Below are 11789 nucleotides of genomic sequence, written 5' to 3'. Positions count from 1 at the left end.
CGTGAGGGTGTGGGAGAGTAGGACACCGCCGGACTTCTTCATGGTTGTGGGCCACCCGAATTGTCGGGTGGCCCACAACCATTTTTGCGTTCGGTCGTATTTCCCGCCGGCGACGACGCCGCAGGCATTCTTCAGTCGCGGGTCTGGACGTCGGAGCGGATGTCGCGCAGCAGTGCGGCGCCCTCGCCGGTGTCGCGGCCCGGGAACAGCGCGATCGCGATGCTGCCGTGGTCGGCCCAGCCGCACACCGAGATGTCGCCGTCGCTGCCCCGGCTGACCCCACACTTCATCACGCCACCGAGCGGGCCGGCCTTCACCTTGCGTACGTCGGAGACGGCGCCGGTGTCGTCGGCCACCAGGTCGAACATCGAGTCGAGGTCGCGTTCCGGGCTCCACAGCAGCGTGGTGCCGCCGAAGAGCAGCACGCTGCGCTCGGACTCCGCCGGATCGCCGTACACGGCTCCGACGCTCTCGTCGAGGTCGATGCCGGCGGCGAACGCCGTACGCAGGTAGTCGGCGGTGGTCTGGGCCCGTTCGCTGGTGTCCCGTTTGAGACCGGCCGCGGTCGGCGGCGTACTGAGGGTGGTGTCCTTCTGCTGGGTGATCCGCAGCACGGCGGAACCGACGACCCCGGCACCGACCAGGCCGGCGACCAGGACCAGCCCACCGACGATCCGGCGGCGACGGGACGCCTTCGCCGGCCGGGACGGGCGCTCGTCGGTGGGGAACTCCTCGTCGCGCCCGGCCGGGGTGACGTCGATCGGTTCGGGCTCCGTGGAGGAGCCGGGCCGGCGGGCGAAGAGGCTGTCGTCCGACATGCCGCCACCGTACGCGAAACGGTGGTGGCGCACGTCGGCGGTCACGGAACCCTCCGTAGACTCGCGGAGTGACCGAGACTCCGCAGACCCGCAGCACCGACGCACCCACCCTCCCCGGGCAGTACCAGCCGGGCGAGGTAGAGCAGCGACGGTATGAGCAATGGGTATCCGCGGGGCTCTTCGAGGCGTCGGCCGACAGCGACCGGCCGCCGTACGCGATCGTCATCCCGCCGCCGAACGTCACCGGTTCGCTGCACGTCGGGCACGCCCTCGACCACACCATCCAGGACGCGCTGATCCGCCGCAAGCGGATGCAGGGCTTCGAGGCGCTGTGGCTGCCCGGCATGGACCACGCCGGAATCGCCACCCAGAACGTCGTCGAACGGCAGCTCGCCGGGCAGGGCCTGTCCCGCCACGACCTCGGCCGGGAGAAGTTCGTTGAGCGGGTGTGGCAGTGGAAGGCCGAGTCCGGCGGCGCGATCCTCGGCCAGATGCGCCGGCTCGGCGACTCCGTCGACTGGAGCCGCGAGCGCTTCACGATGGACGAGGGCCTGTCCCGGGCCGTCCAGACGATCTTCAAGCGGCTTTACGACGAGGGTCTGATCTACCGGGCCGAGCGCATCATCAACTGGTGTCCGCGCTGCCTGACCGCCCTGAGCGACATCGAGGTCGAGCACAGCGACGACGACGGCGAGCTGGTGTCGATCCGCTACGGCGAGGGCGACAACTCGATCGTGGTGGCCACCACCCGGGCCGAGACGATGCTGGGTGACACGGCGGTGGCGGTGCACCCCGACGACGAGCGCTACAAGCACCTGGTCGGCACCGAGGTCGAGCTGCCGCTGACCGGGCGCCGGATCCCGATCGTCGCCGACGCGCACGTCGACCCGACGTTCGGCACCGGTGCGGTCAAGGTGACCCCGGCGCACGACCCCAACGACTTCGAGATCGGCCAGCGGCACTCGCTGCCCAACCTGACGGTCATGGACGAGCGGGGAGTGATCACCGCGCACGGCCCGTTCGAGGGCCTGGACCGGTTCGAGGCCCGCCCCGCGATCGTCGACGCGCTGCGCGAGCAGGGCCGGATCGTCGCGGAGAAGCGGCCGTACGTGCACGCCGTCGGGCACTGCTCGCGGTGCAAGACGACGGTCGAGCCCCGGCTGTCGTTGCAGTGGTTCGTCAACACCGGCCCGCTGGCCAAGGCGGCCGGCGACGCGGTACGCGACGGCCGTACCCGGATCGAGCCCGCCGAACTCGCCAAGCGCTACTTCGCCTGGGTCGACAACATGCACGACTGGTGCATCTCGCGGCAGCTGTGGTGGGGACACCGGATCCCGGTCTGGTACGGCCCGCAGGGCGAGGTCGTCTGCGTCGGGCCGGACGAGCGGCCGCCGGGGACCGAGGAGCAGGGCTGGCGGCAGGACGAGGACGTACTCGACACCTGGTTCTCCAGCGCGCTGTGGCCGTTCTCGACCCTGGGCTGGCCCGACGACACCGCCGACCTGCGCCGCTTCTACCCGACCTCGGTGCTGGTCACCGGCTACGACATCCTGTTCTTCTGGGTCGCCCGGATGATGATGTTCGGCCTGTACGCCCTCGACGGCCGGCAGCCGTTCGACGTCGTCGCCCTGCACGGCATGGTCCGTGACCAGTTCGGCAAGAAGATGTCGAAGTCGTTCGGCAACGTCGTCGACCCGCTGGACTGGATCGAGCGGTTCGGCGCCGACGCGACCCGGTTCACCCTCGCCCGGGGCGCCAACCCCGGATCGGACGTACCGGTCAGCGAGGAGTGGTGCCAGGGCTCCCGCAACTTCTGCAACAAGCTGTGGAACGCCACCCGGTTCGCGCTGATGAACGGCGCCCACGTCCAGGGTGACCTGCCGGCCGCGGAGCAGCTGTCGACCGTCGACCGGTGGATCCTGTCCCGGCTGCGCCAGGTCGTCGGCGAGGTCGACGAGCAGTTCGAGGCGTACGAGTTCGCGAAGGTCTGCGACACCCTCTACCACTTCGCCTGGGACGACGTCTGTGACTGGTACGTCGAACTGACCAAGCCGGTGCTCGCCGCCGGCGGGCCGGCCGCCGACGCCACCCGGCGGGTGCTCGGGCACGTGCTCGACCAGTTGATGCGGCTGCTGCACCCGGTGATCCCGTTCGTCACCGAGGAACTCTGGATCGCACTGAACGGTGGCGGCACGGTCGTCACGGCCGCCTGGCCGGTCGCCGACGACGCGCTGCTCGACCCCGCAGCGGAGACCGAGATCGCCGCCCTCCAAAAGGTGGTGACCGAGGTCCGCCGGTTCCGGTCCGACCAGGGCCTCAAGCCCGGCCAGCGGGTCGCCGCCCGGCTCGGCGGCCTGGCCGGCGCCGGCATCGCGGCCCACGAGCCGCTGATCCGTGCGCTGGTCCGGCTCGACCCGGCCGGCGCCGACTTCGCCGCCACCGCCACCCTGGCCGTCTCGGCCGCGGTCACCGTCGAGCTGGACACCCGCGGCTCGATCGACGTCGCCGCCGAGCGGGCCCGGCTGGAAAAGGACCGGGCCGCCGCCGAGAAGGAGATCGCGCAGTGCCGGGGCAAACTCGGCAACGCGGCGTTCGTCGGCAAGGCGCCGGAGGCGGTCGTCAACAAGATCAAGGACCGCCTGGCGGCGGCCGAGGCCGATCTCGTACGCATCTCGGCCGCCCTGGCGGCGTTGCCGTCATGACCGAGCGGAGCGACGGGCGCGTGACCGCTGAGCGGAGCGAGGTGGGCGCATGACCGAGCGGAGCGAGGTCATCGGTTGGCTCAGGGGGAGCCATGGGATCGCCGAGCGGAGCGAGGTGGGCGCATGACCAAGGGGGAGTTCGCGGAGGTCGACGCGGCGCTGGCCGGGCGGGGCTTCACCCGGATGGTCTTCGACCTGGGCCGGATCGAGGAGCTGCTCGACCTGCTCGGCAGCCCGCAGCGGGCGTACCCGTCGATCCACCTGACCGGGACCAACGGCAAGACGTCGACGGCCCGGATGATCGACTCGCTGCTGCGGGCGTTCGGGCTGCACACCGGCCGTTACACCAGCCCGCATCTGGAGACGGTGCGGGAGCGGATCAGCCTCGATGGCGAACCGGTCGGCGAGGAGCGGTTCGTGGCGACGTACCGGGAGGTCGAGCCGCTGGCCGCGCTGGTCGATGCGCGGTCCGACGAGCCGCTGACGTACTTCGACATGACCACGGCGCTGGCGTTCGCGACGTTCGCCGACGCGCCGGTCGACGTGGCGGTGGTCGAGGTCGGGCTGGGCGGTGCCGAAGACGCCACCAACGTGTTGCAGGCCGGGGTTTGCGTGATCACCCCGATCGGCCTGGACCACACCGAGTGGCTCGGCGACACGGTGCAGGACATCGCGCTCGCCAAGGCCGGGATCATCCACAAGGGAGCGACGGTGGTCTCGGCGGCCCAGGACGAGGAGGCGGCCCGGCCGCTGCTCGAGCGGTGTGCCGAGGTGGGCGCGACGATCGCCCGGGAGGGCAGCGAGTTCGGCGTACTGCGCCGGTCGATGGCCGTCGGTGGCCAGGTGCTGACCATCCAGGGGCTCGGCGGCGTCTACGACGAGATCTTCATCCCGCTGCACGGCGCGCACCAGGCGCAGAACGCGGCGGTGGCGCTGGCCGCCGTCGAGGCGTTCCTCGGTGCCGGTGCCAACCGTCAGCTGCAGATCGACGCCGTACGCGAGGGGTTCGCCGCGGCCACGTCGCCGGGGCGGCTCGAACGGGTGCGTACGGCGCCGACGATCCTGCTCGACGGTGCCCACAACCCGCACGGGATGACCGCGACGGTCACCGCGTTGCAGGAGGAGTTCGCGTTCAGCCGGCTCGTCGCCGTCGTCGCGGTGCTCGGCGACAAGGACGCGTCCGGCCTGCTCGACCTGCTGGAGCCGGTCGTCGACGCGGTGGTGGTGACCCGGAACAGTTCACCGCGGGCGATGCCGGTCGAGGATCTGGCGGCCCTGGCGGTGGACGTGTTCGGCGAGGACCGGGTCGAGGTGGCCGCGACGATGCCGGACGCGATCGAGGCGGCGGTACGGCTCGCCGAGGCCGACGTGGAGGGCGAACTGAGCGGGGTCGGGGTGGTCGTCACCGGTTCCGTGGTCACGGTCGCCGACGCGCGCCGGCTGCTGAAGCGATGAGCGGCCCGACGGACGGAACGCCCGGGCGGCCGGACGGGGTGGGGCCGGCCGACGCCCCGCCGTCCGGTCCGGCCGGTGGGCGACCGTCCGGGCTGCGTGACCCGGTACGGGCCGTACGTGGGCTCGGCGCGGGCACGCTGGTCATCGAGACGGTCGTGCTGTTGCTGGCGATCCAGCCGATCCGGGTCCTCGGCGGAAACCTGAGCGGCTCCGCGATCGCCGTCGTGGTGGGGCTGGCGGTGGCGGCCGTGGTGCTGGCCGGCATGATGCGTCGCCCGTGGGCGTGGCACGGCGGCACCGTGCTCCAGGTGCTGCTGCTGTTCGCCGGGTTCCTGCACTGGTCGCTGGGGGTGCTCGGGCTGGTCTTCGGCCTGGTGTGGCTGTACGTGCTGCACGTACGGCGGACGATCCTCGGCTGACCCGCGCGCCGGTCGGCGGGCGCGCGGCCGGCGGGTCAGTCGGTGCGGTCGCGCCACTCGGTCAGCGCGATGCCGTGGCCGTCGGGGTCCTTGAACGCGGCCGCCCACTGCTCCACCCGGGCACCCCGGTTGACCACCCTCGGCTCGGAGGTGAACCGGACCCCGTTGGCCCGCAACTGCCGGTAGGCGGCCTGCACGTCGGCCACGTCGAGGTTGAGGTGGGTCACCCGGCGGTTGACCGGGGTCACGTCGGGGGTCGCCCACAGGACCAGCCGGGTGTTGCCCGACGCCAGGACGGCGTTGTTGTCGCCGCCGTCGATCTCGTTGAAGCCCAGCATGTCGCGGTAGAACGCCACGGACCGGGGCAGGTCGGCGACGGTCACGGTGATTCCGGAACCGCTGATGATCCCGCCCGACGACACCGGTCCGGTGTCGGCCGACGGGCGCGCTCCGAGGCCCGGGTCGGGATCCAGGTCGATGTCGAGGTCGTCGTGGAGGCCGGCGTCCGGGCCGGGCTTGCGGACGGTCGTGGGTGGGTCGGCGACGGTGGTGCCGCCCGACGCGGTGGCCGTGGCCGTCGCCGAACCACCGGCAGCGGCCGCGCCGGCGGGCGTGGGGGTGCCGGACGACCTGCGCGCCGACTCGCTGTCGTCCAGATCGGAGTGTTCGGGTTCCGGGGCGAAGTGCTCGGCCGGATCGGGGTATTCCGGGGAGACGGTCCGCTGCCGGGGCCGGTGCGGGCTCGGCTTGGCCCGCTTGGCCAGCGGCGGCGCCGCCGGGGACGGGTCGACGAGGGTGCCCTCCAGCACGATCGGACCGCCCGGGCGCTGGTCGTGGTGGATGATCACGGGCTCGCCCCGCGGCCGGTCGAGGTCGTCGTCGAGGTCGACCGGCAGCGGCTCGACCATGGGCCCGAAGTCGTCGTCGGGGTCACGCCGCTGCCACGGGGGCAGGTCCTGCTCGATGAGGATCTCGTCGTCGAGCGGCTCGTGGTCGTGGAACTCCGGCGGCAGGTGCTCGGCGCTCATCGCCGCCTCGGCGTGGGTCAGCACGTCGTCCCAGAGGATGCGGACGTGCCGCGGGTCGTCGATGGCAACCATGATCGGGAGCGTCGCGCCGGCGTCGGGCCACTTCGTCACCGGGACCCGCGGGTCGCGTACCTTCACCGAGCGCGGGGGGACACCCGGGGCGTCGATCACGATCTGCATCTCGCACCGGCCGTAGGTCGACGACGCCGGCGGTTCGGTGGCGCTGTGCACGTGGGCGACACCGGCCACCCAGGCGCGGGCGCCGCGGCGCATGGCGGTGACCACCAGGAAGCTGACCGCCAGCACCAGCAGTGCCACGCCCAGCGCCACGATCGCCCAGCTCATCATGCCGGCGCCGAAGAGGATCACGAAGGTGGCGAAGGTGCCGAGCACCGCGGCCGCGAGCTTGCGTACGGGTGCAATCGGTCGACGACGGCCGTTCGCCACGATGGACCTCCCCCTGTGATTACCAGTCAGGCTAGGCCCGGGCACCGGGGAAGGGAAGTCCGGTCGATGCCCGGCGGCCGCCGCCGGTGGCCCGTCGCGGCCTCGCTAGGCTGACGGGGCTCGAGCGGTACCCGCGTACGCAGGAGGAGAAACCCGTGTCGACCAGCAGCCCTGTCGAGCAGACGCTCGTCCTGATCAAGCCCGACGCGGTCCGCCGCGGCCTGGTCGGGGAGATCATCGGTCGGTTCGAACGCAAGGGGCTGCGCCTGGACGCCACGGTGCTGCGGACCATGGACGGCGAGCTGGCCGACCAGCACTACGCCGAGCACGTCGACAAGGCGTTCTACCCGCCGCTGCGCGAGTTCATGACCGGCGGCGCGCTCGTGGCGCTGGTCGTCTCCGGTGACCAGGCGATCGACGTCGTGCGCGCCCTGGTCGGCGCGACCGACGGGCGCAAGGCCGCCGCCGGCACGATCCGGGGCGACCTGGCGCTGTCGAACCGGGAGAACCTGGTGCACGCCTCCGACTCGCCGGACAGCGCCAAGCGGGAGATCGAACTCTGGTTCCCCGCCGGGGTCTGACCGCACGTTTCGTCGTACCGGTGACATAGCTTTCCCGGCATGGCCGCGACCGCTACCTATTCGTACCTGCGCCCGTCCGGGCTGGCCCCCGACGACGGGCGACTGACCCTGCAGACCTCGGGTGGGCCGGCGGCCCACCCGAGGTTTTTCACCGGTTTCGTGACCGCGCCCGAGGCTGCCGCCGTCGGGCTGCTGGCCGTCGCCGAGGTCGCCCGCACCCGCTACTTCCAGCCGCTCGCCCCGGCCAGCCTGGACCCGGTGGTGACCGGCGGCCTGGACCGGCTGCGGTTCGAGTCGTTCTCCGGCTGCTGCGGGGTCTACGCCCGGCTCGACGTGCTGCCCGCCGGCCTCGACGGCGACATCGTCGAACACGGCACCACCAACGTCGACGTCAACGCGCCGCTGCGGCAGGCGCTGGCCCGGGTCGGCAACACGGACCCCATGCACCTGGCGGTCGGCCCCGACGACCTGACCGTGACCACCTGGGACGGTCCGGTGGTGGAGAAGAAGGTGCCGCTGCCGTCGCGCTGGCTGCGCGGCTTCGCCGAGGCCCAGGTGATCACGTCCGGGTTCGATCCCCGCGCCGAGATCGACGCCCGGGAGGCGACCCAGTTCCTGCGCCGGCTGCCCGGCGGCTCCGACCGGTCGACGCTGTGGGTGGTCCCGGCCGGCCGGTCGCTGCGACTCACCTCCCGGCCGGTGCCGGGCGCCGTCTGCCTGCCCGGCGCGGGCCGGCTGGTCGCGCTGCGCCCGTTCCTGCGCTTCGCGACCGCGCTGCGGATCTACGGGCCACCGGTCGGCGCCGGCAGCGGCCCGGTCGCCAGCACCTGGGAGCTGCGGTCGCCGGCGATGCGTCTCACGCTGACCCTGTCGCCCGAGCCGCACCGCGGCTTCTCCGGCGAGGGCGCGGTGCTCGCCGCGCTCTCCGGCGACGACGTCGCCGACGACGCCGACCTGATCAGCGCCCTGCTGTCGTGGGACCCGACGATCGACGTCGACGCGCTCGCCGCCGGCTCGGGACTCGCCACCGACCGGGTCCGGGCCGCGCTGGCCCAGCTCGGCACCGCCGGCCGGGTCGGCTTCGACGTGGCCGAGGCCGGCTATTTCCACCGGGTGCTGCCGTACGACGCGGCCGCCGCCGAGCGGCTCAACCCCCGGCTGGTCGCGGCCCGGGCCCTCGTCGAGGCCGGTGCCGTCACGGTCGCCGGTGACCAGGCGACCGTACGCAGCGGCGACGGCTTCTACCAGGTGCGGATCGCCGACGGGCGGCTGTCGTGCACCTGCCTGTGGTGGGCGAAGCACCGCGGCGACCGGGGGCCGTGCAAGCACGCGCTCGCGGTCCGGATCGTCAACTCGCCGGCATCGGCCGAGGTTCGTGCGGTCGCCGAGCGGAACGGGGTGGACGCGTGACCGGTGACCTGTGGGAGCGACTGCGGCCCGGCCTGGACGACGGTAAGGCCGACCGGGTCGCAGCCCTGCTGAAGTCGGTCGACGAGACCGAACGGCTCACCGCCGCGAAACCCCTCGAGGCGTACGTCCGGACGCTGTCGGAGCACGGTTGGGAGCGGCAGTCGGCGGTCGTCCGCGCCATCGGGGTGGCCGCGGTCGGCTGCCTGCCCTCGGCGGCCCGCGCCGGCACCCTGCTCTGCCGGCGCGACGTCCGGTGGCACTGGGACGACCTGTCGATCCCGTTGATGGTCGAGTTGGCCACCATCCGGGAGATCGACTGGCTCGGTGCCCTGGCCCTGCGGATGGCGGCCAAGCTCGACGCCAGGGGATGGGGCAACGACTGGCGCCCGGTGGCCGACCTCGTCCTCGCGGGCGGCGCCACCCCGCCCGCCGACGCGCCGTTCGTCCGTGGGTGGCTTCTCGCCCGGCCGATCGCGCGGCACAACGCCCGGCACGACACCCGGCCCGTTCCGCTCGCCGACCGGCTGCGCGACGACCCGTTCCTCGACCCGCTGTTGCCGGCGGTCTTCGAGCTCGACGGGATCGGCGACGTGCTCGGCAACCGGGGCTGGAGCGCGGAAACCGGTTCCTGGGACACCGCGCTCGTCTACCCGACCGCGCTGGCCGCCCTGGCCGCCGAGGGCCGGGTCGACCGGAAGCTGCTGCTCGACGGGTGCGTGAGCCGCTTCCTGCGCGGGGACCGCCCGGGCGCCCTGCGCGCCTTCGTCGCCCTGCACGACGCGCTGGAGCCGACCCTCGACGAGGCCGTCGAGCGGCGGCTCGACTACGTACGGCTGCTGTCCGAGGCGCCGGCGCCGGTGGCCCTGCTCGCCCTGAAGGCCCTCAAGCCGGTCGACGACGCCGGCCAGCTGGAACTCACGACCCTGCTCGACGCCAGCGCCGCGGTGCTGCGCCGGGAGGAGAAGGGCCTCGTACGCAAGCAGCTCGTCTGGCTCGACCGGCTGGTCCGGCGGCATCCCGACCGGGCTGGCGAGGTGCTGGCCACCCTCGCGACCGCCTGCGGGCACCCCGCGCTCGACGTACAGGAACGTGCCCTGACCGGGCTCGCCCGGCACCGGGCCCGACTCGACCCGGCCAGCCTCGGCGGGGCGCTGGAGGAGCTGGACGCCAGCCTGCACGCCCGGGCCGCCGAACTGCTCGGCGTCACGGTCGCCGCCCCCGAACCGGCGCCGTTCTGGATCCCGGCCGGGATCGCCCCGCCGGCGCCGATGCCGCCGCCCATCGGCAGCCCCGCCGAGCTGGCCGAGGAGATCGCGGTACTGGCGACGGCCACCTCCAGCACCGCCGTCGCCTGGGAGCGGATCCTTGCCGCGCTGGTGTCCCTGCGGGCCACCGACCCGGCCGCCCTGACCGAGGCACTCGCCCCGGTGCTGGCGACACACCACGAGACGCTCACCCACGGCCACTGGACGTCGGGCCTCCTCGGCGAGTTCGGCGAGGCGGTGCGCAGCGCGACCGGCACCCGCCGGCGCGGCCCCGCCTGGCAGCGGGCGATCACCGCCGTCCGGTTGATGGTCAACGGCGGCCAGCCCGACCTGCCGGAGTTCAAGGTACGGCCCAGCCCGCGCCGGGTGCTCGCCCTGCGGCTGGCCGAGATCGCCGTACAGCTCGACCGGGCGCCGGTGCCGGCCCTGCTCGCCACCCCGACCTCGGCGAACGGCCAGCTCGACGCCGCCACGCTCGTCGAGCGGCTGACCAGGGCCGAGGAGGCCGGCTGGCAGCCGTGGCGGCTCGACCTCGAACAGGCCATGCTGCGGGTGTCGCCCGAGGTCGACCCGCTGGTCGTCAAGCGGGCCGAGGCGCTGCGCTCACCGGGCGGCCGGTGGGTCGCCGAGTGGTTCGCCGCCGGAGGGCTGGCCACCCCGGCCCCGGTCCGCACCGAGCAGCGGCTCACCTCCGACCACTACAGCGCCACACCCGACCCCGGCCGCCGGGTGGTCGTCGGGCTCCAGCCCGCCGCCCCGTCACGGGGGATCATCGAGGAGATGCTGTGCGACATCAGGTTCGCCAACCGCGTCTACCACCCGCAGTACCACGGGGCGGACGTGTGGTGGCCGGCGGTGCTGCCGTACCACCGGGAGGTGATCGCCGCCTGGGCGCTGCCGAACCTGGCGGCGATGGCCGACTCCGACGCCCGTGACGACGGCCCCATCCTGCCGGTGCTCGCCGAGTGCGGCGGCCCGGTCGGGCCGGCGATGACCCTCGCACTGACCTACACACTGGCGGCCAAGCAGGAGGCCGACCGGGTGGCGGGCGTGGACGCGCTGCTCACCCTCGCCACCGACCCGCGCTTCGACGCGGCGGCGGTCGGCCGGGAACTCGGCGGCCTCGGCGCGGACAGCGCGATCAAGGTCGGCCGGGTGGTGCCCGGACTCACCGACGCGTTCCGTGCCGGTGCCGGTGCGGCCGTGTGGGACATCGTCGCCGCCGCTACGCCCTACCTGCTCAGCGCCGCCAAGCCGCCGCCGGGCACCCCGGACCTGTTGGCGCTCGGGACGCAGACGGCGGCGGCGCTGGAGCGTCGTACGCCGATCGAGGCGGTCGCGGGCGTCGCCGCGCGGGGTGGCAGCAGCCGCCTGGTGACCGAGGCCCGCCGCCTCCACCAGACCCTGACCGCCTGAACCCCCACCCGTGGCCCGACCCGTGCTCGGCGTGGGGACGGCGGCTGCTCGCGGGCGCCTGGCGGCTCCGGGGCCGGTGGCGCGGCGTGGGTGGTGCTCTGCGGGCGCTCGGCGGGTTGCGGGTGCAGGGTGGGTCGGGGCAGGCGGTGGCTTGCGGCGGCGGCGAGGACGCTTCGAAGTGACGGCCTTCCGGGGTGGCCGCCTCTCGGCGTGGTGGTGGGCCGAGTTGATCGTCTGCTGTTCAGCCG

General features: G+C 73.5%; 8 protein-coding genes. 6 read left to right on the top strand and 2 right to left on the bottom strand.

Going from position 1 to position 11789, the window contains the following annotated elements; genetic code table 11:
* Window positions 1–131: 131 nt before the first annotated feature.
* The gene (locus AB0I42_RS31930) at window positions 132–818 is read right to left on the bottom strand and encodes a hypothetical protein (RefSeq protein ID WP_357543251.1); all 687 of its coding nucleotides are present in this window, start codon (window positions 816–818) and stop codon (window positions 132–134) included.
* A 68-nt stretch (window positions 819–886) separates the two neighbouring features.
* Here AB0I42_RS31930 and AB0I42_RS31925 point away from each other — a divergent pair, with 68 nt between their 5' ends.
* The 3 genes from AB0I42_RS31925 to AB0I42_RS31915 all read left to right on the top strand — a co-directional run bounded on the left by AB0I42_RS31925 (window position 887) and on the right by AB0I42_RS31915 (window position 5394).
* Window positions 887–3520 (top strand): valine--tRNA ligase, encoded by a 2634-nt coding sequence (locus AB0I42_RS31925; protein WP_357543249.1) that lies wholly within the window; start codon window positions 887–889, stop codon window positions 3518–3520.
* Window positions 3521–3643: 123 nt separating this feature from the next.
* Window positions 3644–4975 (top strand): folylpolyglutamate synthase/dihydrofolate synthase family protein, encoded by a 1332-nt coding sequence (locus AB0I42_RS31920; protein ID WP_357543247.1) that lies wholly within the window; start codon window positions 3644–3646, stop codon window positions 4973–4975.
* A complete protein-coding gene (locus AB0I42_RS31915; RefSeq protein WP_357543245.1) occupies window positions 4972–5394 on the top strand; it encodes a DUF4233 domain-containing protein in 423 nt (140 codons plus the stop codon). Before AB0I42_RS31920 ends, AB0I42_RS31915 begins: the two co-directional genes overlap by 4 nt.
* Window positions 5395–5429: 35 nt before the next feature.
* On the opposite strand, the gene AB0I42_RS31910 is transcribed toward AB0I42_RS31915, so the two are convergent.
* A complete protein-coding gene (locus AB0I42_RS31910) occupies window positions 5430–6869 on the bottom strand; it encodes a VOC family protein (protein ID WP_357543243.1) in 1440 nt (479 codons plus the stop codon).
* Window positions 6870–7024: 155 nt separating this feature from the next.
* On the opposite strand from AB0I42_RS31910, the gene ndk reads away from it, so the two are divergent.
* Genes ndk through AB0I42_RS31895 form a run of 3 tightly spaced genes read left to right on the top strand, consistent with a single transcriptional unit; the run spans window position 7025 to window position 11541 of the window.
* Complete coding sequence (ndk, locus tag AB0I42_RS31905; protein ID WP_357543241.1) at window positions 7025–7450, top strand: nucleoside-diphosphate kinase; 426 nt, start codon at window positions 7025–7027, stop codon at window positions 7448–7450.
* Window positions 7451–7489: 39 nt separating this feature from the next.
* Complete coding sequence (locus tag AB0I42_RS31900) at window positions 7490–8860, top strand: SWIM zinc finger family protein (protein WP_357543239.1); 1371 nt, start codon at window positions 7490–7492, stop codon at window positions 8858–8860.
* Window positions 8857–11541, top strand: a complete 2685-nt coding sequence (locus AB0I42_RS31895) for a DUF6493 family protein (protein ID WP_357543237.1) — start codon at window positions 8857–8859, stop codon at window positions 11539–11541. The genes AB0I42_RS31900 and AB0I42_RS31895 overlap by 4 nt, the downstream gene beginning before the upstream one ends.
* Window positions 11542–11789: the final 248 nt, after the last annotated feature.

Origin of the sequence: Polymorphospora sp. NPDC050346 (assembly GCF_040655695.1) — a bacterium.
Lineage (GTDB): Bacteria > Actinomycetota > Actinomycetes > Mycobacteriales > Micromonosporaceae > Polymorphospora > Polymorphospora lycopeni.
Note: the sequence above shows the minus strand (reverse complement) of the source record. Positions and strands in the feature narration are given on the sequence as shown.